Below are 24977 nucleotides of genomic sequence, written 5' to 3'. Positions count from 1 at the left end.
CCGATATTTAGATTTTAATTGTAATTGTTTTTTGGCAACATAAACCTGATTCTCAGCATCTATACTGCTGTCACTGATAATAGATCATGGAGATCTTGTCTTTCTCCTCTAGTTTAACGGATCTGTGAATATGGTTTCAAATCTTGACTCTGTGGTGCTTTCTGTGGTGATTCCTTGCTACAATGAGGAACCAAATCTTGATGATTTATTTACTCGATTGATTACAGTTCTCGATCAACTTCATCTCACCTATGAGATTATTTGTGTCGATGATGGAAGTCGTGATCATACGTTAAAACGCTTGATTGAATATCATCATTCTAATCCAATGATTAAAGTCGTTAATTTTTCGCGTAATTTTGGCAAAGAAATTGCGTTAACTGCGGGAATTGAATATGCGAAAGGGGATGCGGTAATTCCCATTGATGCAGACTTACAAGACCCGCCAGAATTAATCCAAGACTTGATTTTAAAATGGCAAGATGGCTATGATGTCGTATATTGTAAACGGCGATCACGTCAGGGTGAAACTTGGCTAAAACAAAAAACTGCGGGTGCATTTTATCGGATTATTAGCAAGATGACACCTGTTCCAATTCCTCGTGATACTGGTGATTTTCGGTTAATGGATAGACGGGTGGTAGAAGCTTTAAAATTACTCCCAGAAAGACATCGATTTATGAAGGGTTTATTTTCTTGGGTTGGCTTTAAACAAATTGCGATTGAATATGATCGTCCCCCTCGTTCTAAGGGAGAAACAAAGTGGAATTATTGGCAACTTTGGAATTTTGCTTTGGATGGAATTACCTCTTTTAGTTCTTTACCCTTGAAAGTTTGGAGTTATATTGGATTGTTAATTTCTTTGTTAGCATTTATCTATGCAACTTTTTTGATTTTGAGAACGTTAATTTTAGGAATTGATGTTCCGGGTTATGCTTCTATTATGGTGGTAACGTTGTTTTTGGGCGGGGTTCAGTTGGTGAGTTTGGGCGTAATTGGGGAATATTTAAGTCGAGTTCACGATGAGGTTAAACGACGACCTCTGTATATTGTTCGAGACTGTTATGGATTTGAAAAAGACACACATAAGAATTGAAATTCTATCATTTTAATCCATGTTTAAAAATAAAAATGAACTGATTAAATTAGTTTTTTTATGTGTTTTGATTACAGTTATTGCGTTTTATTGTCTCAGTCGTTTTAACTTAGAACATCTTCAAACTCAGTTACAACAGATGGGAATATTTGCCCCCATTCTGTATATTTTTGTTTATACTGTTGCGACAATTTTAATTTTACCTTCTACCGCTTTAAACCTCTTAGGAGGGGCGTTTTTTGGGGTGTGGTGGGGTACACTTTGGACAAGTATTGCTGCGATAACAGCCGCTATTGTTGCGTTTACCTTTACTCGAACTGTTGGGCGAAAATGGGTCAAAAATAAATTAGCGGGACGTTGGCAAGTTTTAGATGCAGAAATTCATCAGGGGGGATTATTTTATCTGTTTGCAATTCGATTATTACCCATTATTCCCTATGGTTTAGTTAATTTTACCTCGGGTTTAACCTCTATTTCCTTTAAAGATTATTTCATCGCTACAACGCTTGGAACTGTTCCCGGTCTTTTGCCATTTGTGATGTTGGGAAGTTCGGGTTTAAAAGCGGTTAAAACAGGGGAAATTTTACCGTTAATTACCGCTTTGAGTTTAATTGGAATGCTTGTATTTGGGGCGACTTGGTATCGTCGCCATCGAACTCAAAAATTAAAATAATCTACAGATATTATAGACAACCTCTCTACTCATTTTGACCCAACATTTGCAAATAAAGTCCGACCTTCTCAACCGCTACTTTCAAGGCTTCATTAATGGGTAAACGCTGATGACCAAACCCCGGTTCTAAACTGGCTATTTGTTGGGAAATATCAGCAAAATTAGGCGGGTGAACTGTTTTTTCATCAATTGCAGCTTGAGTTTGGGCGACAATATGAGGCATTGCGGCTTTATGACGAACACAAGCGGCTAATTGTACCTGTCCCGACTTAGAATTAACTGTTGCAAACCCAAATAACCGACAAATTGTCGGCCGTGAATGATAAACTTGACAGCGACCATTTCCCCCCACAAAAGGGTCAGGTTTATAAAAAATACATTGCCCTTGATAATCAGACTCCTCGGCGAGTTTAAGCCACTCTTGAATCTCTCCCCGTTGAAACAATTCCACCACTAAAGGTAACATTTCTAAAGGCGTCGCTTCAACATTCGGGCTTTCACAACACCAACCGCATCCCGTCGGACAATACAGTTGAGTTTCAGTCTGAAAGGTTTCTATCTCTTGGTCAATTTGGGTATAAGACTCCATCACCTGGTCGGCGATATCTAAACTCATAAAATTTCTACGGAAGTCGTAGATCAATCAGGATAAGATCAATCATACTCGATTTTTTTTAATCTGATTAAACTTGATCCTGTTAAACTTGATCCGATTATTCTAGCCTAGATTAAAACTCTTGCCAAGAATGGCTAAAAGATTGTCCTTTGAGAGAGAAAACTTGGGCTTTTTCATTTTTTTCGGCGACAACTCCTGATCAATATCCTGTTTATACAGTTCTCGTTTGTCGGTGAAAGATTAGAACTCTTTGACTCAATTAAATATAGAGAAACTCAAGATAAAAACTTATGAAGAAATCGCACAATAGGTGCTAAATTCTTCAATCCAAGCAGTTCGTTGTTCTCCTTTTTGGTTAGCTTGCCAAATTTGACCGCTATTGACATCTAAACAAGTCAACCAACCCTTTCCATAAACCCAAGTATCAATACAAATTGCATACCCCAAACTAATCGGCTGACCGCTTTTTTGACTGGTATGACCACAAATCATCGTTTTACCGGAATAATGAGGTTGAGCATGATAAAACCTTGTCCAAAATAAATCGTGACTAGATTGTTGAGATAAAGGTTTATGAGGATTCACATTAGCATGAACAAAAAAATGCTCTTTTGTTTCCCACCAATCCTGACAAATATTAGTAATAAAATTCCAATGTTCATCGGGAATATCATTTAATTTACCTTTTTTCTTTGAGGAAGGTGCGTAGGAAGCTAGAGTTTCTCGTCCCCCGCAAGCCAACCACCCTTCTAACCGATGAGGATAACGGTCAGCATCCAGCATCATAATTTCATGATTTCCGCGCAATGCAACCAATTGTCCGGTATAATTTAATCCAATTAAACGATCAATGATGCCTTTAGAGTCTGGCCCTCGATCTACATAGTCACCTAAAGTAATCAAGCGATCAGTCGGTTGCAGTTTTATCGCTTCCATCAGCGTATCAAATGCCTGAGAACAGCCATGTATATCACCAATAGCAAGAATTCGCATAGATCTCCGAATTAAATTTTTAGAGTTAATCTTTCATGCCGTCGATGGCGTTAATTGTATCGAAATTTGGAGAATGGTGATGTAGTCCAGTGATCTAAATGGAAAAATTTAAGAATGAATTAATCACGCCTAAGCCCGAGAACACCGACGATGATGTTGACGATAATAATCATCAATCCAAGCCATCTTTATTTGTCCGGTTTGATTGGCTTGCCAAATGCGACCACTCACCACATCCAAACAAGTTAACCAACCCCTTCCATAAACCCAAGTATCAATACAAATTGCATGACCAATACTAATCGGTTCACCGCTTTTTTGACTGGTATGACCACAAACCATCGTTTTTCCTGAACAATGGGGGGCAGGATTGGTAAATTTTTGCCAAAATAGCATTCTTTCGGGTTGTTGATGAAGCGGTAAATTGGGATAAACATTGGCATGAACAAAAAAGTGGGACGAGGTTTCCCACCAATTCACACAAATATTGTCTAAAAAATTCCAATGTTCATCAGGTATACTCGCCAGACCTCGATTTGAACCCGTTTTCGAGTAAGATGCTAAGGTGCTTTCTCCTCCTCCGGCTAACCAGTGATAGAGTTCGTAGCGATCGCCTGAACGCGCCCGTAACATCATCAGTTCGTGGTTTCCCCGCAACGCCACCAGTTGTCCTCGACGATGCAGTTCAATTAACCGATCAATAATTTCTTTAGAATTTGGCCCTCTATCAATATAATCCCCAAGCGTGACAATGCGATCGCATTGTTGAAGCTTCACAGTCGTTATCAACGTCTCAAACGCCTTCAAACAACCGTGAATATCACCAATAACTAGCGTTCGTCTTGGCTTGTGAATTCTACTCATGCACAACTACAGGAGTTCCCACCGAAGCCCATTCAAACAACCACTTGGCATGATTAACGGCAACATTGGTGCAACCGTGACTCACCGGAGTGCCAAACAGATTATGCCAGTAGGCGCCGTGGATTGCCATACCGCCATCATAATACATTGTATAGGGAACGTCCGGCACATCGTAGCCGGGGCCTGTCATCCGGGTTTCTCGGTATTTGGTATAAACTTTAAATGTGCCTGTACGAGTCGGGGTTGAACCTTTACCTGTCGAGACAATCACTGCATAAACGGCTTTATTTCCTTCCCAAGCAATTAACCGTTGTCGGGTTAAATCAATCTGAATCCAGCGTTCTGTGGAGTCTTGTAACTCTAACATCCGATAAGCGATCAGATTGTGATACTCATCAGCCAGAACGGGTGTTGACTCAGTGGCAATCACATTTAAACTCAGCGCAACACTCGCGATTAGAGTTCCTACATTCTGCCATGTTTTCCGATTCCTAATCTTTTTCATACTCTCCTCTACATTGATCAATTCTCGGATTTTCGATGCAAATATTTTAGTTGATCTCGATGAAGTTTTACCTAAATTTTTGCAAACTGTTGGGTAAGGATTTTAGCTTGTTCTGCGATCGCTTTCCAGTTTTGTTCGGCTAATAGAGATGGTGGAAATAATTCACTTGAAAGTCCGACTGCAATTGCCCCCGCTTCAATAAACGCTTTAGCATTTTTTAAGGTGACTCCCCCGGTTGGAATTAATGGAATGTCTCCTAAAGGCCCTTGTAAGCTTTTGACATAAGCCACTCCACCCAGGCTTGAGATCGGAAATACTTTCACACAACTCGCTCCAGCTTGCCATCCATTTACAATTTCTGTTGGAGAAAATGCACCCGGAATAATCGGAATGTCTAATGATTTTGCTTCTTCTATTAATAGCGGATTGGTATGGGGAGTAAACAAAAACTCCGCACCACAATCAACCGCTTGATGTAAGTCTTCTCTCGTTAATAATGTACCCGCTCCAATCGTACAATTCGGTAATTGCGAACACAGTTTAGAGATTAATTCAGTCGGGCGATGGCTATTCCAAGTAATTTCTATCAAGCGAATTCCACCGTCTGCAATTGCGGTTGCCATTTGGGTTCCCTGTTCAAGATTTGGAGAACGAATTACAGCGATCGCCCGATATTGAGTTAATAACGCTCGCCAGTCTTGAGGCTTCATTGTCTTTATATAATATTGAGATTAATTGGTCAAACTCTTTATTATACAAGTTTTCTGATTGCAGGTAAAACGTGATTTCAAATCCGACAATAGAACAACCGCCCATCAACAAAAGCCGACAATCTGAACCGAGTTCACAATTGCCGACTGTCTAGATTTAAAATTGATTGAAAAAGATAGAATATCAATACCATTAATATTCAAATCCAATATTCATCAACAGAATTACAAATTATAAATTGATGCTCTGAAAGTCTAGGGGAAATCTAATGAATTATGAGCGATAAATTACTAATTTCTAAACTTGGATAACTGAGGAAGAAATATAGATTCCTGTACTCGCCTCAATCAATCTCGCGCTTCATAATTCTACATTCATAATTGAGTTAAATTTTGACACTGATACTGATTTAAAGATTGAAATCAAGATTTTAAAACAAGCATTCTAAGCCAAATTATCGGCGTGTATTAACCAGATTAGCCTTAAACAAAATCGCATTATCTAGCTTTGCACCACCTAAATCAGAAGCACTCAAATTAGCACCTGTTAGATCAGCATCCGTTAAATTTGCCCCTCTTAAATTAATTCCCGCAACATCAATCCCATAAAGACTTCCTTCTTGCAGAGTGATTTGACCTAACTTACCAATCGACTGACGCGCATCTTGGAGATTTGCACCCGTTAAATCCGCACTTTCAAGATTCGCACCCACCAAATTCGCGCCATTAAGATCCGCATTCGTCAAATTAGCAATGACCATTCCTGCTAAACTTAAATTCGCTTCACTCAAATTCGCTTCAGTTAAATTAGCCCCATGCAATTTAGCCGCAACTAAACTCGAATCACTCAAATTCGCTTGAGTCAGATTCGCCCGAATTAAATTCGCTTCATTAAGATTCGTCTCAGTCAAATTTGCGCCTTGGAGGTTCGCGCCTTCGAGATTAGTCCCGCTTAAATCCATTCCCATCAGTTGAGCATCGCTGAGATCGCAGCCTTGACAGTTGTTTGTTTCCTGCAACTGCTTCAGGTGTGCGGGTTCAAGCGCGCTCGCCAGATTAGCGAAACCTACGTTCATCAGTAAAACTGCGGTGGTTATCATTGCCAGTTTCATTCGCACACCCTCGGTAAACTCGATAGTATTTACTATTCCTTATTTTAAATGAACAAGAAATGAGGAGAATCTCGCTTTAGTATGATTTTAATCAGGTTACACCGTGACAGAGATCACTGAAATAGGGAACAGGGAATAGGGATTAGGGGTTAGAAAAGATTCATAATTCATCATTGGTCACCGTCTCCCCACCTCCCGACCTCCTCCCCAAGTTCCGACACCTGTCTTTTGGGGGTGAAAATCTGCTAAACTTCTGGGACAACTGCGGCGCGTGTAGCGTCAGCCCAAAACAGTCGCTCAGAGATTATAGCGAGTTCTAGTCATTTCAACAACCGAGTCAATGCAACAGCCCATGCGTTCGAGAGACTTTTCGTGGCCCTGGTGGCCAGCAGCACCGCTTTATCCCTACGGACAACGGCGAACCCTGCGACGAGAAGTCATCAAAGATACGCTGTGGACGTTTGATCAACTTCAGGGTATTCTCTACGTGGTTGTACCGATTCGGATGAGCGTTGTTAAACTTGAAGGCGGTGGCTTGCTGATTTACGCCCCTGTCGCCCCAACACCCGAATGTATTCGTTTAGTTCGGGAGTTAGTTGCTAAACACGGCGATGTTAAATATATTATTTTACCGACAATTTCCGGGATCGAACACAAAGTTTTTGTCGGCCCATTTGCACGTTATTTTCAACAAGCTCAAGTTTTTGTTGCTCCGAGTCAATGGAGTTTTCCGTTAAATTTACCCCTGAGTTGGTTGGGTTTACCCGCAAAACGCACTCATATTTTACCCGAAGATAGTAGTCAGGCACCGTTTAGTAATCAATTTGATTATGCCACATTGGGGCCGATTTATTTAGGGCCGGGACGGTTTTCAGAAGTTGTATTTTTTGATCGGCGATCGCGTACATTATTAGTCACAGATATTGTGGTTTCTGTTCCCAAACGTCCGCCAGAGATTTTAGAACTTGATCCCTATCCTTTACTCTTTCACGCCCGAGATTATGCGGGTGATGAGATTATTGATAACGAAACCAACCGTTTAAAAGGATGGCAACGCATTTGTTTGTTTTCATTATATTTTCGTCCGAATACCCTAGAAACCGTTCCTTTTATCCAAGCGTTTAGAGAAGCAAAAACTGCACCCGAACGTTCATTAAAAGGCTATTTTGGTCTATTTCCGTTTCGCTGGAAATCGGGCTGGAAAAAGTCTTTTCAAAGTTTACTCCATCAACAAAAACGCTTGTTAGTCGCTCCGATTTTACAAACTCTAATTCTCAATCGCGCCCCAATAGAAACATTAATTTGGGCGGAATGGGTTGCAAATTGGCAATTTGAACAAATAGTAGCCTGTCATTTTGACTCGCCCGTTGTTGCCAAACCCGACCAATTTAGAGAAGCGTTTTCTTTTCTGCAAAAACGACTCAGCGGCGATAAACTTGGGAAGAATTCAACCTCTTATTTACCCGAAGAAGACTTGGAACTCCTCAAAGAAATTGATAAAAACTTGACCAAACTGAGAATCGTTCCTCCCAGTGTTGAACAGGTTTAAACGACTAACATCTGAGTTCCTTTTTCCATTTCCAAACTATCGCCAATTTGTTCACCATTCTGATAGCCAACTATAACCACGTAGAAGGTTTGATCGAATCGGATCTGATCTGTGAGATTGTGACGCTGATCAAGCATGGCGAACCAATGACAATATTAACATCCTAACAAAATACCTAACAAACCTAATATACCTAACAAAATACCTAACAAAATACCTAACAAAATTACCAAAAATACCTAATAGTTGTTAGGTGACATCAAAGATAAAGTTAATATAATATTGATTTAATAACAGAGTTACATAGCTTCAAGCATGGAAAAAAATCGCAAGTTTGCAATAGTAGTCACTGGACTATTATTAACAATCTCAATAGTACAAGAGCCAGCATCAGCTAGGCCAAGTCGTGTTTTAAGAGACGGTGCAGAATGGTTATGGGATACAGGTCGGAAGCAAGTAGATGAATTGAGGGGAAATCCTCGTCAAAATCGAAATCTAGCAGAGAAAGCAAGAGATTGGTATTTTCAAGATGAAGAGGCTCATATAAAAGCTTGTCGAAGAGGAGTAGAAGCTGGATTAGAATCAAGAGGCGATCAGCAAGATGATATGAATGTGGGTACTGTTAGCCGTTCAACCGGTGTGACAAAATACGGATGTCGTGAGGTAACTGATTCACTTTACTAATGAGTTTAGTTTATCCCTATTAATTTAAACTTGGGAAAATGTATAAAAATTTTCCTGATTACCGATCCAAATCAAGATAAGAAAATAGACGAAAGACTTAGCTAATTAACAATAAGGAGAAAACATGAATATAGATCGATCCAAACAAATTGCAGAAATTATTAGTAAACGACAAGCTTATGCCGACTCCATAAAAAAAGATAAACCCCATTGGATTTTTTTAAAAGAAACTCTAGAAAAATTAGAACAAGAGCGAGTGAAGTATAATAATACTGACCTATCTCAATGGTTACAATATATTGATTTATCAACCTATATTCCTCAAATTAATCGTGAGCTAGAAATTTTAGGCAACCTGGAAACTCGATTATCGCGCTCTACTCTCAATATAGGAGTGGTTGGACGAATGCGACAAGGAAAAAGTCGCTTACTCCAAAGCTTAACTGGACTCAATCAGGCAGCAATCCCAACCAGTGATCAGGGAGTTTGTACAAGGGGTTTGAGTAAAATTTTTCATACCCACGATCCAAGTCAAGCAAAAATTATAGTTGAATTTCACTCTTGGCATTCATTTCTAGAAGTAATTCACTTATACTTTGATAAACTAGATTTAACGGGTTCTAAGCCTTCTACTCCTGATGACTTCAGTCAACGACCTCCCGCACTGCCTGAACATAGAAAAGACGAAAATTCGAGATTTTTATACGGTCGTCTCTGCAAAGAGTATTATAGCCAATTTCAGAACTATCAATCGTTACTAACAGGTGATGTCACAGAAGTTTCGCAACAAGATATCACCAAGTATATAGCTCAAGATCAAAGTAGCAAGAGTGAATACTTGGCTGTTAAAGAAGTTCGGATTCTCTGTGAGTTCCCTCATCACCAAGAGGTTGGAAGAATTGGAGTTATTGATTTACCGGGCTTAGGAGATGATAATATCTTTGATGTAGAACGGTTGATTAAAGCACTTCAAGAAGAAATCGACTTGATTTTATTTGTTCGCCGACCTGATCCTTTGGGAGATGACTGGCAAGAAGCGGACAGAGCTATGTTTAAAACTGCTCGTGAGGCTCTTGGTGACTTTCCTTTGAGCAACTGTTCTTTTATGGTTCTAAATCGAGTTCAGCAAGGGGATACTGACAGTTTAGAAGCTTGTGAGCGTTTTGCAAAAACAACGACTCAACATCATATTGAAGTTCGTCAGTGTGTGATTGCGAATTGTGCTGATGCTGGAGATGTAAGAACTGAAGTATTAATGCCTGTTTTAGATGACCTAACAAACAGTATTAATGTTGTCTATGATCAATATTTACGCTCTCATAAGCATCGATTGAATAAACTTCAAATAGAAATAAGCAAGAAACTGAAGCAATCTAAAAGTAGTTTGACACAGGGAAAAAATGGAGATTTAGGCTTTGATGAGTGGTTTGATGGGGAGTTATGGCCAAATCTTACGAATGGTCTTCAGGAACTTTTGAGAAAGTTACGAGCGAACAGAAATGAGAGTAATTCTGATTTTGAGAACGAAGTTATTGAGGCTGTAAAATCTTGTCGTGCAGAGGAAGTTATACCCTCAATTGAAAAGATTGAAGAACGACGTGATGAGGAGGGAGATTCATACAAAATTGCTTATTATATCTATATTAAAGAAATCCGAGAAACTTTATCAAGTTATTTTAAATCACCTTTAGGTGAAGCAATCGGTCGATTACTGAAAGATTTACAACACTCTGTTATTGATGTCCTTAAAGACAAGGGTAGTCTGGGAGGGCTAACAGACAAAGTTGGAGCGGATTTTTTTCAAGAAATCATAGCAATATTGCCTGATCGTGCTGACCGATTAAGACAAGGATTTAATGATATTCAAAATGTCAGGTACTCCTACGATGATATCATTATGAACTGGATCAAGCACCATCTTGAACAGTTAGCACCAGATAATAATCTTGACCCGATCTCTCAACAACAAATTCATGGCAATCTGAATGCAGTCAAACCTGATGATTCAAGTGTCAGAGACAACCTCAGCAGAATTGTAGGTATTCCAATTACTCAACAACAAATGCAGGAAATATCAGCTAGCCTTGCTGTTAAGTTAGTAGAAAATTCATCTCAAGCCGAGTCAATCCGCAATTCTCTTGATTATCTACGCTGCCAAGTCGTTAATGAATGTGAAGTCACTCTTAATCAAAAACTCAGTGAGCCAAATGAACTTGCTTTTACATTAGTCCGAGATTTTGTAGATCGAGTTCTTTCAGCTAAAGGTGTCCAAACAGAATGGCGCACATTTCTAAGAAAAGAAATACAGCACGTGTGGCCAGAAGCGAGACAACAGCAAGGCTATATAGAAATTCGGCAAACCTGGGGAGAGTTAATTAATCGTGCCATAGTTGCGATTGAAGGAGGAGTCGTTCACAATTCAGCAGGAGAAGCAAGTCTTCAACCTACACGAGAACCTTCTGTTTCTCCATCACGAGTAATTTCTGGTAATGCACCAACTATTTTAAGTGTGCAATCGCAACCCTATATTAAGCTAAAAAATCAAGCAGATCAAACTTGTATACTCTATCTTCAACAAGAACGTCACCAAATTGGGCGCGATCCTAATTGGTCAGATATTGAGATTGCCGATGTTGGATGGGAAGTTCTCTCCAGACATCATGCAGTGCTTCAACAGGAAGAAGACAGTTATCGAATTTATGATGGAGATGGTACTAAAACGAGTAGCAATGGAATTTTTGTTAATGGAACTCGGATTCATCCTGAGCAAGGATATCTACTCAAGAATGGCGATCAACTCGAAATTGGTAATCAACTTCATAATCAGGTAACTCTGACTTATTGTCATCCTAGTAATTAAACTAATCTAGAAGAGGTATATGGTACTAGCTCAAGCTAATCTACATGGAAAAATTGGAGACGAGAAAATCGAGTATAGATTTGCGATTGACACCGGACACGTTGAAAATACAGACAAACCAAATTGTGTATCCTATCAATTTCCAATTCCACCTGATCTTGAAAAAGCAGGATACATCGTTCATAAATTAAAGCTTGATAAATCTTCTCGTGTGGGTAACTGCTATGTTAATTATACAATTGCAAACAATACGATCACTTTAAAAGCAGTAGCTAAAGCAGTTCGAGATGCGTCTGGCTTTTTTTACAAGAAAGGAGGAAGGCTAAAAGGGACTGTAAATATCATCTTTCAAAGAATTAATCCGGAAACCGAGGAAATCGAGTACAAATTCAATATTGATACGGGACACGTCGAAAATACCGATATCTCCAATCATGTTTCCTATATTTTTCCAATTAAATTTCATCTTTTTAAACAGAGCTATATCGTTAGCCAGTTTAATTTTGTTGAATCTTTCCGTGTCGGAAACTGCAATATTCATCCAACAGTTGAAAATAAAGCAATTAAGATAGAAGCAGTGGCACAGGCTGTAAAAGATGCGTCACGTTTGTTCTATAAGAAAGGAGGAAAGCTTCAAGGAACTGTCAGTGTAACCTTGAAAAAAACTGAGTATATTCCTGCTGATTATAATAATTTTGCTTCTGAAAATTCAAAAAATTGCTACTATATTTATGTAGATAAAGGAGATAAAATTATGAATAATACAGGAGATACCTATCATATCGGTCAAGCTGGAGCAGCAGGTAGAAATGCTCGCTCTGACAATAATACTTTTCACAACTATGCACCAGAAGAAAAGCAATCTTTAACGGAAGCTGCGGAAGAAATTCAGAAACTTTTAGACCAACTTTCTCAAACTTACTCTCCTGAAGAAGCTGAACAGGAAGCAGCAAAAGATTTAGCCAACCGAGCAAAAAAAGATCCTTCATTTAAAGAAAAGCTCAAAACTTGGAGTAAATCTCTACTGAATAAAGGTAGTGAAACGGCAGTAACAGAAGTTGTAAAGGAAGGAGTTAAACGAGTGATTCCTCTGGCAATTACAATGTTAGTGTAGCTCGTAGGTTAGGTTGAATACTGTGACATCCAACTCTTCATTTGACTGCTCTACTCAGTTAATTTTACGCTTCGCGATCGCAAAAATCCTAAAATTTTAAAATTCAAGGGTAGAGACATTCTCTATCCTTTTTTATTGATAACAGTTAGTTGAGTTGAACTGAAGTGAAATCTAACTGAAAAGAAAAGCGATCGCACTAAAGGTAACTTATTTTTCTGACTGAAAGGCGATCACATTAAAACAGCCCTAACCTATACACGGATAATTATACAATAGAGCTAGGGTGAAGTTCGTAACCTTCTAAGTCGCTTATAATGAATTCAAGAGTTGTTCTACTATTGAGTCTAAGTTAATGACTATCACACTGCAAGCAATTTATGAACAAGGAGTGCTGCGACTCATGCAGCCAATAAACCTACCAGAAGGGACTCCAGTAGAAGTTATTGTGACTTCACGAGATTTCAATCAAGAGGAGAAAACCCCTGCTGATATCTTGGCTGAAATTGCAGCATTACCGCTAGAGGGAACTCAAGAAAAGTTTTCAGGGCATGACCATGATAAAATACTCTATTATGATCAGAAATAAGTAATGATATTTGTAGACACAAGTGCTTGGTTTGCAACCGTAGTTCCTTCTGATTCTAATTATCAAGCTGCAAATACTTGGATTCGCCAAAACACCCAACCTCTTCTGACAACAGACTAGATCGTTGATGAAACACTGACATTACTAAGAGCAAGAGGAGAAACCGCACTTTCAATTGCTTTAGGGGAAGCATTTTTTTCAGGTCAGCTTGTTAGGCTTTACTATCTGACAGAAGGTGACGTTCAGTTAACATGGCAAGTGTTTAGTCGATTTTCGGATAAAGAATGGAGTTTTACAGATTGTAGTAGTAAAGTTATTATAGACAAATTAAAGTTAACGCAAGCCTTTAGTTTTGATGATCATTTTCGTCAATTCGGCTCTATTACTGTTGTTCCTTGAAAGTTAATCTTTCCTCCACCCGATCAGGTTAAATTGGCTTATGAGTTCTTAGCAAAGTTAGCAAAGGATGAAAGCGAAGATGTGACCAATGACAAAAGAGGGTTTGTGGGAAGCCGCAGGCGGGGGATGAAAAAAGTTGCATGATTAAACAGAAACGATATAATATTCTCTACTCAAGATATTCTAGATTAATCCCTTGCGATCGCAACAATTCGGCTAACCGTTCGGCTCGTTGACGTTCCTGCTGTAACTGGAATTCTGCTTGTTCTGCACGCTGACGTTCTTGTTCGGTTTTTTGTCGTTCTAATTCCGCTTGTTCGTGACCAATTAACAGCAAATTTCCGTCTAAATCCCACCACCGCAGCCACAGTTGAGGATCTTGATTTTGATAGCGACCTTGCCACAAACCCAGTTCAACATTCAGCAACGGAATTTCATAATGTCCCCGCTCGTTTTGCTCTACTTTTTGATAAGAAACATCAACCAAGTGATAAACTTCGAGCTTGTTTGTTTTGATTTCAAAAATGCCGTAATAAGGAATCCGAATAATTCTTTCATACACCCAAAATTTTCCCGGCTTTTGAGTTTTTCCCGTTGCGGTAAATAACGGTGTTGCATCCCGTTCTTCTGAACCATCTCCACTAGCAAATTCTAATGCAATTATTGGGGCCATAAATTCTCGCCAAAGCACATAAGAACGGCGAATTTCCCCATGTAAACGGGACGGAACATTGGGAACATAAAACCAATCCGGCGCTATTGCTCCCTGTTCTGGCGGTTGGGGTTCGCGCCAATAAATCCCGCAATCCTGACCGATCGCATACTGCCCGTCCGGGTGAAGTTGCTGTAAAATTGTGCCGAGAGAATCGGTGAGTAAAATGCTTTGGGGATGTTCCTGAAAGTTTTTCACGAAGGTTCCATCGGATTCTGGCAGTTGGGTGTGATCGGGAAAAGGCTTCAGTTCGGGATCGCCAATGGATGGAGAAGACATAATTTCAGAACCGTTGAGGATTTCTCTTGATTATAAAAGAAGCATTTTTAGAACGTACCACAACCGCCAGAACCCCCCAATTAAATTACTAACACCTGAGTTCCTTTTTCCATTTCAATACTATCGCCAATTTGTTCACCATCGTGATAAGCAGCGACAATCACATCACAAGTTTTACCTAATCCGATCTGACCTGTAGAATTGATCGCGATCGCTCCAAAATCCCGTTTTCGTTGAGTCGCTTCCGCAAAAGAGCGATCCAGGGCATCTTTTAACGATAAACCATCTGTCCCCCGAACCACCAAACGAGCCGCAAAACATTCATCGATCAGATCTTCGCCGATCCCCGTACAACTCACAGCCGCTTCCGATGTGGCATAATTACCCGCAGGCATGGGAGAATCACTCACCCGACCAATTCTTTCAAACCCCTTACCACCTGTAGATGTCCCCGCAGCCAGTCGTCCAGCAGTATCTAAAGCAACAACTCCAATGGTACCGGTACGAGCAGGTTCAGCCACAACATTTGCCATTTCTCGGGTAAAATTGTGCTGACGTTCTTCGACCCATTCGTTGAGTCGGCGATCAATTAGAGGATTATAAATCGGTAGTTGCAATTCTCGCGCCAGTTCAGTCGCTCCATGATCAGATAAAATCCGATCCATAGAATCTTGTAATACTTTAGCGAGATCAATAGGATTTTTTACCCGAGAAATGTTGATCACGCCACTAAAGCTTTGAGTCATACCATTCATCAAACCCGCACTCATGCGAATTTGACCATCTGACTGAAGCACCGAACCCGTCCCCGCATTGAATAGAGGTTCATCTTCAAGCAACCGACATCCCTCAACAACGATATCAGTGGCGCTGATCCCTTGAGCGAACAAAGGATAAATTTTTTCTAAAACACTATAAAGGGCTTTGCGGACTTGATCGATCCCCCCTTTACTTTCAATGGAACTTCCGGCTCCCCCGTGAATAATTAATTTAGGCTGCACCATACTGATTTACAACAATAAATTTTTGAGTGAGTAGTTGAAATATTTTTGCACGTCTGGTTGGACAATTCCAATGAATTATGAATTATGAATCTTCTCTGTTCACTGGTCGCTGTTTTTCCGTCGCCGACAACGTTCGGAACAGTATTTCACTTCATCCCAACAATCAGCCCATTTTTTGCGCCAAGTAAAAGGACGACCACAGACGGGGCATACTTTAGTTGGCAGGTCAGATTTAGAACGCTGGCGTGCCATGTTAAGTTATTTGAGTTGCAGGTTGTCAACAACTAGCATACCATTGTCCAGGTTATAGACAGTGTTAGAGAAAGCCTTAGCCCAAGTTCGGATTATCTTAGTCGAGCCAGCCGGAGCCTTAAATGTTGGTTCTGTCGCTCGAATTCTCAAAAATATGGGATTACAACAGTTAGTGTTAGTCAATCCTCAATGCGATCCCCAGTGTGAGGAAGCCCAAAGAATGGCTGTCCATGCCGCAGATCTACTGGAAACAGCAACGATAACTGCAACTTTGCCAGAAGCTTTAACTGGATGTCAACGAGCGATCGCCACAACAGCACGAGAACGATCCCTCGAAACCCCTTTAGAACATCCCCGTCATGCTTTAGGATGGTTACTAGAAACCCGGTCGGCTTTAATTTTTGGCCCGGAAGATCGGGGACTCAGCAACGAAGAACTGAAATTTGCTCAACGATTTGTTCGCATTCCGTCGAGTTCAGCTTATCCGGCGTTAAATTTGGCTCAAGCTGTGGCAGTCTGTTGTTATGAACTGTCTCAACTGGCGAATATCAGCCCGAATACATCAGCAGAAGATTTGTCTTTGAGTGCTTCGTCTCGTCGAGTTTCCTCGCCCATTCAGCCCGCATCATCAGCACCCCTCGAACGTCTAGAAGGATTTTACGAGCATCTAGAAACCCTGTTGCTGAATATTGGTTATCTTTATCCTCATACTGCGGCGAGTCGCATGGAAAAATTTCGGCGTTTGTTTAATCGTGCTGATTTATCTCAAACCGAAGTCAATATGTTGAGGGGAATTCTTTCTCAAATGGAATGGGCGTTAAACGAGGCTCAACAATCCGGTACAGTTGATGATACCCTGATAGCGTGTAATCATGCTGTTGCAGATGTCTCGTGCGATTCCCAGAGCAGTGCTTTGAGCGATCGCGTTGCCTTGACCCAAGAGACAGACTCACCCTCAGTTGAACAGCCTGGTAGGACGATGGAGAGCGAATCCCCAGATGAGACCTCAATCTAGTGTTGAGTATTGACAATCCCTGATTCTTCTCTCAACATGACTTTCGGTTTATGTCCTCGTTAATCGCGGACTTACTCTTTGTTTGGTTGATCACAGTTTACTAGGTGTTTGGTGTGGCCCAGCGATCCCCCCGTCATTTATCGCTTATTTCTTCTTCAGACTCTCGATCTCGGGAGTCCCAATCTCGCAATGGATCTCAGCCGACTTCTCGCCGTCGCCGTCGTCAGCGTCGAACAAGTTCATCTCAGCCGTTTCGCTTCTTGAATGGCTTGATGAAACCGTTTGGGCGGTTCAAATCGTCTAAGTCGCCAAATTCACCCTCTGGTTTCCCTTTGGGAGATGCGTCACAAACGGCTGAGTCTTTAAAACCGTTAGTCTCTCAACTACGCCAGCGACAACAAACTCGTGAACAACAACAGCAACATCCTAGAACTCCTCCTTCCCGGCGCAACCGCCCTCGTCAGACTTCTGGTTCGCCGATAACGCCTCTGATTACGAATAATCGTAGAAACCCTAATTTACCCGCTCCTCCTCCGTCTAGGAGTCTCAGTCGTCGTCCGCTGAGTTCCCCTTCTTCAACGCTATCTTCCCAGTCTCCGGTTTATGCTCGTCCCCGAGTGACTAAAAAGCCGAAACGTCGATTTTCACCGATGATTTATGGGGCGCGTTTACTCATTTTGGGTGTGGGAATTGGGGTAATTTCGGGTACGGTGTTGTCGGTATTAAGTTCTTTGGGACGGTTGGGATCGTCTGCGGCGACTTCTAACGCCAATTTAGGTCTTGAAAGTCAACTGGAGGCGACACCAACGCCTGTCGGTGTAGAAACACTTCCTTTATCGGTTCAACTCAACCAAGAAATTAAAACCGTTAAACAACAAATTTTAGCTTTAACGCCTGAAAATTCGGATTTAAAACCGGGGGTATTGTTAGTTGATTTGGATACAGGCGGCTATGTTGATATTAATAGTGAATCTGCTTTCGCCGCAGCAAGTACGATTAAAGTGCCGATTTTAGTTGCATTTTTTCAAGCCGTTGACGAAGGGAAAATTAGTCTCAATGAAGTCTTGACAATGGAGGATCAGCATATCGCTGGAGGGTCGGGAGATATGCAATATCAATCGGCGGGAACTGAATACACGGCTTTAGAAACGGCAACTAAAATGATTGTGATTAGTGATAATACCGCAACGAATATGTTGATTGAACGCTTAGGGGGAGCGGAATTTATCAATCAAAAGTTTCTCGATTGGGGTTTACACAATACTGTGATTCGAGATGTACTTCCAGATTTAAGAGGAACGAATAAAACAACACCCAAAGACTTAGTAAATTTATTGACTCAACTCAATCAAGGTGGATTGGTTTCGATGAAATCTCGCGATCGCATTTTTAGAATTATGGAGAAAACCGAAAATGATTCTCTCCTGGCGAGTGGCTTAGGTCGAGGTGCGATTATCGCTCATAAAACGGGGAATTTAAAATCAGTTTCGGGTGATGTCGGTTTAATTGATTTACCCAATGGAAAGCGGTATTTATTGGCGGTTTTAGTGGAACGAAATGATGATGATTCGGCGGCTGAATCTCTGATTCGGAATATTTCTAAAACCGTTTATGAAAGTTTTACTCGTTCTCCTGAAACCGAAACAGAATCAACTGAAGATTCCGAAGTTGAGGAGAATTAAAATTCCGAAGATACGGAGGAAAATGATCAGTAATGAGACATCAACAAGTCGTCGCACCTGAGACCATTTTAGATTACAACAGTCCAGCAACTACACTCTTAAAGTTTTCGTAGGGCTTCGCCCCGATCACCGTCTCTTTCAATTCCCCTTCTTTGAAGAACAAGACCGCCGGAATACTTCTAATCGAAAATCGTTTAGCAATGCCCTTGTTAGAATCAAGATCTAACTTGGACACTTTGATTTGATCGCTATACTCCTCAGCGAGTTGATCCATAAAAGGGGCGATCATTTTACAAGGCCCACACCAAGTTGCGGTGAAGTCTACAACCAATAATGACTCATTTTTCAGCAGCAAATCCAATTCAGCTTCATCTTGAATAAAAGTAGCCGTACCCATTTGTGTGTCTCCAATTTTGTTAACGATTGAAATGGATCTGTGCATTAGCGACCGATCTCAAATCAGTTTGAAAATCTCTGGAGACACTGTATCGTAAAATCGATTCAGAAATCAAAGAAAATTTGAAAATTAACCCAAATTCCGAAAATCAATCACAAATGGGACAATCTGACCAACGGTCCGTGCCGTCTCCGTCGTTGTACGGTGAACCAGTGCGTTGGGCGGGTTCCCCGACTTAAAGCAACTGGTGTTGGGCGAAGCCCACGCGCGCAGAGTACCCGTTGGGCGGAGTAATCTGTGACTAGACTATGTTTCTGTCCAAACGGTTTCTGATCCTTGCCCCCAAAATCCATCGTATTTTCTCACTTTAATATCTCCCAACACCTTCACCTGACAAGCGAGACGGCGAGTGGTTTGGGGAGAGTGAGGCGGAAGTGACAATCGAGTTTTTTCTCGCCACTGCGGTTCAGAGACTTCCCCAACAATCTCCACCGCACAGGTTCCACAAGTCCCCAAGCCCCGACAGTTAATCACAGAAGCCTGACTATTGTAGAGATCAATCCCATTTTTCAGCAAAACCTGACGTAAATTTTCACCGCGATCGCAAGTGATCGTTTTCCCTTGAACCTGAATACTAACCATAAAAGTGTTCTCCTTTTGTGATGCTACCCATTTTTTTAGATTCTTTTTAGAATTTTACCAACTTTTAGCAGAACTCTTACTTCAAAAAAATTGCTAAAAAGACTAGACAAAACCAGGGGGGAAAATTAGATAATAGGAAAACTGAGTCTTCAACAATAACTCAAACAAAAGAGACAACTCAACCCCCACCTATTCAAGCGAATCACAAAATCACGGCTAGGCTATCAATCAAGACTGGTCACTTGAGGGGTGAGTTGAAGCTGTGTTGATTCACCCTCATAAACCCCATGACTACTGATCAAACCGCCATGACTCAACCCACCTGCTGGATTTACGATACCACGCTGCGAGACGGCGCCCAACGAGAAGGAATTTCTCTGTCTATCGAAGACAAACTCCGCATTGCTTACCGTCTGGATGCGTTAGGAATACCGTTTATCGAAGGCGGTTGGCCCGGTGCAAACCCCAAAGATGTGCAGTTTTTTTGGCGACTGCAAGAAGAACCCCTCACCCAAGCGGAAATCGTGGCATTTTGTTCAACTCGCCGACCCGGAACGACTGCCGCTACTGACCCCGCTTTTAAACCAATTTTGTCAGCCGGAACTCGTTGGGTGACACTTTTTGGAAAATCCTGGGATTTACACGTTACAGAAGGTTTGAAGACCAGCTTGGATGAAAATCTAGCCATGATAGGAGACTCCATCGAGTTTCTGATCTCTCAAGGGCGACGAATGATTTATGATGCTGAACACTGGTTTGATGGATACAAACAAAACCCGGAATACGCCCTCAAAACTCTAGAAGCCGCAGCGAGGGCGGGTGCTGAATGGTTAGTGCTTTGTGATACTAATGGCGGTACCCTTCCCCATGAAATTAGCGAAATTACTCACCAAGTTGTCGAAGTGCTGGCGAGTTGGAATTTAGAGAGTCTTCCCCAAATTGGCATTCACACCCATAATGACTCCGGGACGGCTGTGGCGAACGCATTAGCAGGGGTGAGGTCAGGGGCGAGAATGGTTCAGGGGACGATGAATGGTTATGGTGAACGCTGTGGAAATGCTAATCTTTGTACGGTTATTCCCAATTTACAACTTAAACTCGGTTATTCTTGCATTGGGGAAGACCAAATTTTGAAGCTGACAGAAACCAGTCGGTTAGTGAGTGAATTAGTGAACCTCGCCCCTGATGAACACGCGCCTTTTGTGGGGTTGTCGGCGTTTGCTCATAAAGGGGGAATTCATGTGTCAGCCGTGCAGAAAAATCCCCTAACTTATGAACATATTGAACCGGAAACGGTGGGAAATAAACGGCGAATTGTGATTTCTGAGCAGTCGGGTTTAAGTAATGTTTTGGTCAAGGCGCAAAGTTTTGGGATTGAACTTGATCGCGATCATCCCACTTGTCGGCAAATTTTGCAACGGATGAAAGAATTGGAACATCAGGGTTATCAGTTTGAAGCAGCCGAAGCAAGTTTTGAGTTGTTGATGCGGGAGGCGTTGGGGTCTCGAAAAACGTTGTTTGAAATTAAAGGGTTTCAAGTTCATTGTGACAAACGAACCGAAGACATGAGTAATTCTTTGGCAACGGTAAAAGTCACGGTAAATGGAGAAGAAATCCTCGCTTCAGCCGAAGGAAACGGCCCGGTTTCGGCGTTAGACTCGGCGTTAAGAAAGGCGTTATTGAGTTTTTATCCGAGTATTGCTCAATTTCAACTGACTGATTATAAAGTGAGAATTTTGGATGGGAGAGAGGGAACTTCTGCTAAAACTCGGGTATTAATTGAGTCGAGTAACGGTCAGAAACGGTGGACAACAGTTGGCGTTTCTACAAATATTTTAGATGCGTCTTATCAAGCGGTTGTCGAGGGGTTGGAATATGGTTTATTGTTAACCGAGTACCAACAAAATCCCGTTTCAGTGAAGTTGAGTTAAAGAGATTTATCCTCCTAAATTCCGCCGCTTTTCCGGGAGTTAAAACCCGCAGACCATAACGGTGCAAAATCACCTTTGCTTTTTCAGCAGTTCCCGGTAACGTTGAAATAGGGGTTCGGCTTCACTGTAGCGTCCTTGGAAGGTGTAGAATAATGCCAAGTTGTTGAGGGTGATGGCGACATCGGGATGGTTTTCTCCCAAGGCTTTCTCGCGGATAGCAACCGAACGTAGATAGCCCCCTAAAAGGACGGACTTTATAAAAATAATGCGATCGCTTGATTAGCAAAAATCGTTTAAAATTTCAATATAGCTATTCTCTGCACTCACTCAATATCCTTAACTGTCCTATGACTGCTACTGTTGTTAAACCTTCTGCTCTCCTGGGAAAGATTAGAATTGAGCAAATGGATCAGATTAATCTATTCAAGTTCAGCGATGAACTTCAAGAACGCATGGAAAAACTTCTTGACAAGAAAAAAGCAGATTCTCTCACGTTTGAAGAAAGTACAGAACTCGACGCCATTGGAGAACTTGATCGGATTTTTACTCACATTAATGCAATGTTAGTGGCTCAAAAATGACCATTGACCAAGCCACAAGAGAATTGATTCGACAACGAGCAAATTACTTGTGTGAATATTGCCATTCTCCCGAAAAACTTAGCGCATCTCGTTTTACTATTGATCACATTATTCCCCGTTCTCTAGGAGGTTCCGATCAACCCGAAAATCTAGCTTTAGCCTGTCGTCGCTGCAATGAACGTCGTTATAATTTTACAACAGGATTTGATTCGGAAACTGGAGAAACTGTTCCCTTATTCAACCCTCGTCAACAACGATGGTCAGATCATTTTGTCTGGACAGCAGATGGTACTAATATTATCGGAATTACTCAGATAGGTAGAGCCACCTGCGATCGCCTTGACCTCAATGATAACCGCTATAATCAAGAAGATTCAATTCGCTCAACTCGACGTTTCTGGGTACAAGTCAATCAACATCCTCCTCAAGAAGATAGTAGACAGACAGCAATAGAATAATCATTTGAGTTGCTAGGAGAGTCATCTGTGCTGATGCTCTATCCTTCCGATAATTAAGGGGTTAAAAAATAGAGGTGTTCGCCGGGAAGTGATTGTAATTTCGATAATTCTCCCTGAAGTTTGAGTTGACCGTTTTCTAATAATATAATCCAGTCCGCTTGGTTTATAACTCGGGGTCGATGACTAATTAAAATGGTCGTTCTTCCCCGCCGCTGTTGCAGGAGTCGAGAGAGTATTTCGCTTTCGCTGAGGGGGTCTAAACTGGCGGTTGATTCGTCTAAAATTAAGAGAGAAGGATTGGTTACAATCGCTCTGGCAATGGCTAATCGTTGTCGTTGTCCACCGGAAATATTGGCGCCAAATTCCCCTAAAATGGTCTGATATTTTTCAGGAAGTTGACTAATAAATTCATCCGCACCCGAGATTTTACAGGCGTGAACAATTGCTTCAAAGGGAATTCCGGGATGTCCTAAGCGGAAGTTTTCAATAATTGAACGACTCCAAAAATGGGCATCTTGAGGAACTAATATCACCTGTTGACGCAGACAGTCGAGGGATAAATCTTGTTGATTGTACATCCCTAATCTAATATTACCGGATTGTAGGGGATACAAACCTGCAATTAATTTGGCGAGGGTACTTTTCCCACACCCCGAACGTCCAATTAATGCAATGGTTTTCCCACCGGGAAAGACAACGGAAAATTTATCGAGTAAATTAACTTGTCCGCCGTAATGAAAGGTGATATTATTACAGTTAATGTCAGCGTTGGGGGGAATATAGGCTGAGGGTTTTTGATTGTCGGTTTCCAAGCCTTCGGAAGTAGCATCAATTACGTCAGCTAATCTTTGAGTGACGGTTTGTACCCGAGTTAAGTCATCTGTAAACCCAACAATAGAACTCACAAAAATAGTAATGTTTCGTTGGAGGGTGAGAAAGGCGAGGAGTTGACCAATACTGAGGTTATTTGTAATCACAATTCTACTCCCAAACCAAAGTAACGCAACACCGCCAACTCCACTAACTAACCCAGAAAAAATATCATTGAGAATTGCAATTTGAGTGGTTTTAAAGGCGAGGTTTGCTTGTCGTCCGAAGCGCGTTTGAAATTCTTCCCAAAATTCCGGGGTGCTGTTTGTGGTTTTCAGGGTTAAGGCACCTTTAAAGGTTTCAACTAAAATACCTTGAGTTTCGGCTTCGACTGCAAAGAACTGACGTGTTTTTTGTCGTAATGTGGGGAGTAACGCTAAAGTTGATAAAACCATTAATCCCCCGATGATTAAAGCGGCAATAGTCAGGGGAATGCTATAAACGAGCATGACAAGGAGAGAAACAATTGCCACTAAAAGCTGACTGGGTAAACTAACAATAAATTGGGAGACAAATTGATTGAGTTCTTGAATATCTTTGAGACGGCTAACAATATCGCCTCCCCGATGTGTTTCGTAGTAACTAAGGGGAAGGTGTAACATTTTTCGCCCAAATTCCATCACCAATCCCAGTTCTAAACGTTGAGAAAAGTGAATAATTAAGTTAGATTGTACTAAGCCTAAAGCACTACTGAATATATTCATAATCACCACTGCAATTACAATAGATCGCAGCAGTTGTAAATCTTCTCGAACTAAAACTTCATCAGTAATAATTTGAATTAAAAACGGAGAACCTAGAGCCAGTAAACCCAGAACAATATTAATTGCAAAAACTTGAATCAGAACCTGACGATAAATCCAACCCCGTTTAATCCATCGCCATAAATTAGTAATTTGATCGCTAGTTTGTAGGAAAAACCGTTCTTGATCCGGTTCAATTAATAAACAAACCCAGTCATTCCATCCAGCGGCTAATTCTTCTTTAGAAACTTGAAGTATTCCCAAAGCGGGATCGGCAATAATATAATTTTGACGTTGGTAGCCGTATAATACTACCCAATGATACCCTTTCCAGTGGATAATTAAAGGTAGAGGAACTTGATCAATTTCATCTAAAATATCAGGGTCAGCCCGGACAGGTCGAGCGTTAAACCCAACCGCTTCTGCGCCCTGTTTGAGTCCAAGCAAAGTGGTTCCCTGTTGACCCGTACCGGAGACTGATCGCAAATGGGGAAGGGTAAAGGTGCGTCCGTAATATTTAGCTACAGTTGCCAGACAAGCCGCCCCACAGTCTTCTTCGCTATGTTGTAAAACAACCGGATATTTCATAGAAAAGGCAAGAGGAAATTTACAGTCACCCTTCGGGTTCAGCAGTTACTTTATTACGGACT

Annotated in this window: 26 protein-coding genes; 12 read left to right on the top strand and 14 right to left on the bottom strand. The window is 41.2% G+C overall.

Annotation, left to right across the window (positions count from 1 at the left end; all coding sequences use genetic code 11):
• The first annotated feature begins 130 nt into the window (after nt 1-130).
• Together M595_RS01295 and M595_RS01290 are read left to right on the top strand one after the other, a co-directional pair.
• Nucleotides 131-1096 carry a glycosyltransferase family 2 protein gene (locus tag M595_RS01295; RefSeq protein WP_040483407.1) on the top strand — a complete coding sequence of 322 codons (966 nt, stop codon included), beginning with the start codon at nt 131-133 and terminating at the stop codon, nt 1094-1096.
• A gap of 19 nt (nt 1097-1115) precedes the next feature.
• Complete coding sequence (locus M595_RS01290) at nt 1116-1769, top strand: TVP38/TMEM64 family protein (protein WP_023064155.1); 654 nt, start codon at nt 1116-1118, stop codon at nt 1767-1769.
• Nucleotides 1770-1794: 25 nt separating this feature from the next.
• Here M595_RS01290 and M595_RS01285 read toward each other — a convergent pair whose 3' ends face one another.
• From M595_RS01285 to M595_RS01260, 6 genes are all read right to left on the bottom strand, one after another.
• Nucleotides 1795-2385, bottom strand: a complete 591-nt coding sequence (locus M595_RS01285; RefSeq protein WP_023064160.1) for a YkgJ family cysteine cluster protein — start codon at nt 2383-2385, stop codon at nt 1795-1797.
• 288 nt (nt 2386-2673) lie between these two features.
• Nucleotides 2674-3378 (bottom strand): metallophosphoesterase family protein, encoded by a 705-nt coding sequence (locus M595_RS01280; protein ID WP_023064086.1) that lies wholly within the window; start codon nt 3376-3378, stop codon nt 2674-2676.
• A 129-nt stretch (nt 3379-3507) separates the two neighbouring features.
• Nucleotides 3508-4242, bottom strand: coding sequence for a metallophosphoesterase family protein (locus tag M595_RS01275; RefSeq protein WP_040483406.1), 735 nt, complete (start codon nt 4240-4242; stop codon nt 3508-3510).
• Nucleotides 4235-4747: a L,D-transpeptidase gene (locus tag M595_RS01270; protein ID WP_040483405.1), complete on the bottom strand. Its 513-nt coding sequence runs from the start codon at nt 4745-4747 to the stop codon at nt 4235-4237. Before M595_RS01270 ends, M595_RS01275 begins: the two co-directional genes overlap by 8 nt.
• A gap of 71 nt (nt 4748-4818) precedes the next feature.
• Nucleotides 4819-5457 carry a bifunctional 4-hydroxy-2-oxoglutarate aldolase/2-dehydro-3-deoxy-phosphogluconate aldolase gene (locus tag M595_RS01265; RefSeq protein WP_023064164.1) on the bottom strand — a complete coding sequence of 213 codons (639 nt, stop codon included), beginning with the start codon at nt 5455-5457 and terminating at the stop codon, nt 4819-4821.
• 455 nt (nt 5458-5912) lie between these two features.
• The gene (locus tag M595_RS01260; protein WP_023064090.1) at nt 5913-6569 is read right to left on the bottom strand and encodes a pentapeptide repeat-containing protein; all 657 of its coding nucleotides are present in this window, start codon (nt 6567-6569) and stop codon (nt 5913-5915) included.
• A gap of 340 nt (nt 6570-6909) precedes the next feature.
• Between M595_RS01260 and M595_RS01255 the strand changes: the two genes are divergently transcribed.
• Complete coding sequence (locus M595_RS01255; RefSeq protein ID WP_040483404.1) at nt 6910-8118, top strand: DUF4336 domain-containing protein; 1209 nt, start codon at nt 6910-6912, stop codon at nt 8116-8118.
• On the opposite strand, the gene M595_RS30950 is transcribed toward M595_RS01255, so the two are convergent.
• Nucleotides 8115-8255, bottom strand: coding sequence for a hypothetical protein (locus M595_RS30950; RefSeq protein ID WP_023064135.1), 141 nt, complete (start codon nt 8253-8255; stop codon nt 8115-8117). The genes M595_RS01255 and M595_RS30950 overlap by 4 nt on opposite strands.
• A gap of 178 nt (nt 8256-8433) precedes the next feature.
• Between M595_RS30950 and M595_RS01250 the strand changes: the two genes are divergently transcribed.
• The 4 genes from M595_RS01250 to M595_RS01235 all read left to right on the top strand — a co-directional run bounded on the left by M595_RS01250 (nt 8434) and on the right by M595_RS01235 (nt 13362).
• Entirely contained in the window at nt 8434-8802 is a 369-nt protein-coding gene (locus M595_RS01250) for a hypothetical protein (protein WP_040483403.1), read from the top strand.
• A gap of 124 nt (nt 8803-8926) precedes the next feature.
• Nucleotides 8927-11662: an FHA domain-containing protein gene (locus M595_RS01245; protein ID WP_023064132.1), complete on the top strand. Its 2736-nt coding sequence runs from the start codon at nt 8927-8929 to the stop codon at nt 11660-11662.
• A 19-nt stretch (nt 11663-11681) separates the two neighbouring features.
• Nucleotides 11682-12776 carry a hypothetical protein gene (locus tag M595_RS01240; protein ID WP_023064252.1) on the top strand — a complete coding sequence of 365 codons (1095 nt, stop codon included), beginning with the start codon at nt 11682-11684 and terminating at the stop codon, nt 12774-12776.
• Between the two features lie 352 nt (nt 12777-13128).
• Nucleotides 13129-13362 (top strand): antitoxin family protein, encoded by a 234-nt coding sequence (locus M595_RS01235; protein WP_023064120.1) that lies wholly within the window; start codon nt 13129-13131, stop codon nt 13360-13362.
• A gap of 568 nt (nt 13363-13930) precedes the next feature.
• On the opposite strand, the gene M595_RS01225 is transcribed toward M595_RS01235, so the two are convergent.
• From M595_RS01225 to M595_RS28935, 3 genes are all read right to left on the bottom strand, one after another.
• Nucleotides 13931-14752 (bottom strand): Uma2 family endonuclease, encoded by an 822-nt coding sequence (locus M595_RS01225; RefSeq protein WP_023064108.1) that lies wholly within the window; start codon nt 14750-14752, stop codon nt 13931-13933.
• An 80-nt stretch (nt 14753-14832) separates the two neighbouring features.
• Entirely contained in the window at nt 14833-15756 is a 924-nt protein-coding gene (locus tag M595_RS01220; protein WP_040483402.1) for an isoaspartyl peptidase/L-asparaginase, read from the bottom strand.
• Nucleotides 15757-15855: 99 nt separating this feature from the next.
• Complete coding sequence (locus M595_RS28935) at nt 15856-16008, bottom strand: DUF2256 domain-containing protein (RefSeq protein WP_071809849.1); 153 nt, start codon at nt 16006-16008, stop codon at nt 15856-15858.
• A gap of 61 nt (nt 16009-16069) precedes the next feature.
• Here M595_RS28935 and M595_RS01215 point away from each other — a divergent pair, with 61 nt between their 5' ends.
• Nucleotides 16070-17023: an RNA methyltransferase gene (locus tag M595_RS01215; RefSeq protein ID WP_023064173.1), complete on the top strand. Its 954-nt coding sequence runs from the start codon at nt 16070-16072 to the stop codon at nt 17021-17023.
• Between the two features lie 113 nt (nt 17024-17136).
• Nucleotides 17137-18705, top strand: a complete 1569-nt coding sequence (locus M595_RS01210; protein WP_023064138.1) for a serine hydrolase — start codon at nt 17137-17139, stop codon at nt 18703-18705.
• A 73-nt stretch (nt 18706-18778) separates the two neighbouring features.
• Here M595_RS01210 and trxA read toward each other — a convergent pair whose 3' ends face one another.
• Nucleotides 18779-19102 carry a thioredoxin gene (trxA, locus tag M595_RS01205; RefSeq protein WP_023064255.1) on the bottom strand — a complete coding sequence of 108 codons (324 nt, stop codon included), beginning with the start codon at nt 19100-19102 and terminating at the stop codon, nt 18779-18781.
• Between the two features lie 306 nt (nt 19103-19408).
• Nucleotides 19409-19744 carry a 2Fe-2S iron-sulfur cluster-binding protein gene (locus M595_RS01200; protein ID WP_023064213.1) on the bottom strand — a complete coding sequence of 112 codons (336 nt, stop codon included), beginning with the start codon at nt 19742-19744 and terminating at the stop codon, nt 19409-19411.
• Nucleotides 19745-20031: 287 nt separating this feature from the next.
• Here M595_RS01200 and cimA point away from each other — a divergent pair, with 287 nt between their 5' ends.
• Nucleotides 20032-21675 carry a citramalate synthase gene (gene cimA / locus M595_RS01195; RefSeq protein WP_238987005.1) on the top strand — a complete coding sequence of 548 codons (1644 nt, stop codon included), beginning with the start codon at nt 20032-20034 and terminating at the stop codon, nt 21673-21675.
• Between the two features lie 69 nt (nt 21676-21744).
• Here the strand turns inward: cimA and M595_RS28930 are convergent, their stop codons facing one another.
• Complete coding sequence (locus M595_RS28930; RefSeq protein ID WP_275044454.1) at nt 21745-21933, bottom strand: tetratricopeptide repeat protein; 189 nt, start codon at nt 21931-21933, stop codon at nt 21745-21747.
• Between the two features lie 89 nt (nt 21934-22022).
• Here M595_RS28930 and M595_RS01190 point away from each other — a divergent pair, with 89 nt between their 5' ends.
• Nucleotides 22023-22256, top strand: a complete 234-nt coding sequence (locus M595_RS01190; protein ID WP_023064084.1) for a hypothetical protein — start codon at nt 22023-22025, stop codon at nt 22254-22256.
• Complete coding sequence (locus tag M595_RS01185) at nt 22253-22714, top strand: HNH endonuclease (protein ID WP_023064124.1); 462 nt, start codon at nt 22253-22255, stop codon at nt 22712-22714. Before M595_RS01190 ends, M595_RS01185 begins: the two co-directional genes overlap by 4 nt.
• A gap of 53 nt (nt 22715-22767) precedes the next feature.
• Here the strand turns inward: M595_RS01185 and M595_RS01180 are convergent, their stop codons facing one another.
• Nucleotides 22768-24915 carry a peptidase domain-containing ABC transporter gene (locus M595_RS01180; protein ID WP_023064176.1) on the bottom strand — a complete coding sequence of 716 codons (2148 nt, stop codon included), beginning with the start codon at nt 24913-24915 and terminating at the stop codon, nt 22768-22770.
• Between the last annotated feature and the right edge of the window lie 62 nt (nt 24916-24977).

The sequence above is a fragment of the Lyngbya aestuarii BL J genome (assembly GCF_000478195.2).
GTDB lineage: Bacteria > Cyanobacteriota > Cyanobacteriia > Cyanobacteriales > Microcoleaceae > Capilliphycus > Capilliphycus aestuarii.
This window is presented reverse-complemented; position numbering and strand designations above follow the sequence as displayed.

Bases quoted from the DNA above. Each gene is read 5' to 3' on its own strand.
- M595_RS01295 (WP_040483407.1), top strand. From the start codon at position 131: ATGGTTTCAAATCTTGACTCTGTGGTGCTTTCTGTGGTGATTCCTTGC.
- M595_RS01290 (WP_023064155.1), top strand. From the start codon at position 1,116: ATGTTTAAAAATAAAAATGAACTGATTAAATTAGTTTTTTTATGTGTT.
- M595_RS01285 (WP_023064160.1), bottom strand. From the start codon at position 2,385: ATGAGTTTAGATATCGCCGACCAGGTGATGGAGTCTTATACCCAAATT.
- M595_RS01280 (WP_023064086.1), bottom strand. From the start codon at position 3,378: ATGCGAATTCTTGCTATTGGTGATATACATGGCTGTTCTCAGGCATTT.
- M595_RS01275 (WP_040483406.1), bottom strand. From the start codon at position 4,242: ATGAGTAGAATTCACAAGCCAAGACGAACGCTAGTTATTGGTGATATT.
- M595_RS01270 (WP_040483405.1), bottom strand. From the start codon at position 4,747: ATGAAAAAGATTAGGAATCGGAAAACATGGCAGAATGTAGGAACTCTA.
- M595_RS01265 (WP_023064164.1), bottom strand. From the start codon at position 5,457: ATGAAGCCTCAAGACTGGCGAGCGTTATTAACTCAATATCGGGCGATC.
- M595_RS01260 (WP_023064090.1), bottom strand. From the start codon at position 6,569: ATGAAACTGGCAATGATAACCACCGCAGTTTTACTGATGAACGTAGGT.
- M595_RS01255 (WP_040483404.1), top strand. From the start codon at position 6,910: ATGCAACAGCCCATGCGTTCGAGAGACTTTTCGTGGCCCTGGTGGCCA.
- M595_RS30950 (WP_023064135.1), bottom strand. From the start codon at position 8,255: ATGCTTGATCAGCGTCACAATCTCACAGATCAGATCCGATTCGATCAA.
- M595_RS01250 (WP_040483403.1), top strand. From the start codon at position 8,434: ATGGAAAAAAATCGCAAGTTTGCAATAGTAGTCACTGGACTATTATTA.
- M595_RS01245 (WP_023064132.1), top strand. From the start codon at position 8,927: ATGAATATAGATCGATCCAAACAAATTGCAGAAATTATTAGTAAACGA.
- M595_RS01240 (WP_023064252.1), top strand. From the start codon at position 11,682: ATGGTACTAGCTCAAGCTAATCTACATGGAAAAATTGGAGACGAGAAA.
- M595_RS01235 (WP_023064120.1), top strand. From the start codon at position 13,129: ATGACTATCACACTGCAAGCAATTTATGAACAAGGAGTGCTGCGACTC.
- M595_RS01225 (WP_023064108.1), bottom strand. From the start codon at position 14,752: ATGTCTTCTCCATCCATTGGCGATCCCGAACTGAAGCCTTTTCCCGAT.
- M595_RS01220 (WP_040483402.1), bottom strand. From the start codon at position 15,756: ATGGTGCAGCCTAAATTAATTATTCACGGGGGAGCCGGAAGTTCCATT.
- M595_RS28935 (WP_071809849.1), bottom strand. From the start codon at position 16,008: ATGGCACGCCAGCGTTCTAAATCTGACCTGCCAACTAAAGTATGCCCC.
- trxA (WP_023064255.1), bottom strand. From the start codon at position 19,102: ATGGGTACGGCTACTTTTATTCAAGATGAAGCTGAATTGGATTTGCTG.
- M595_RS01200 (WP_023064213.1), bottom strand. From the start codon at position 19,744: ATGGTTAGTATTCAGGTTCAAGGGAAAACGATCACTTGCGATCGCGGT.
- cimA (WP_238987005.1), top strand. From the start codon at position 20,032: ATGACTACTGATCAAACCGCCATGACTCAACCCACCTGCTGGATTTAC.
- M595_RS01190 (WP_023064084.1), top strand. From the start codon at position 22,023: ATGACTGCTACTGTTGTTAAACCTTCTGCTCTCCTGGGAAAGATTAGA.
- M595_RS01185 (WP_023064124.1), top strand. From the start codon at position 22,253: ATGACCATTGACCAAGCCACAAGAGAATTGATTCGACAACGAGCAAAT.
- M595_RS01180 (WP_023064176.1), bottom strand. From the start codon at position 24,915: ATGAAATATCCGGTTGTTTTACAACATAGCGAAGAAGACTGTGGGGCG.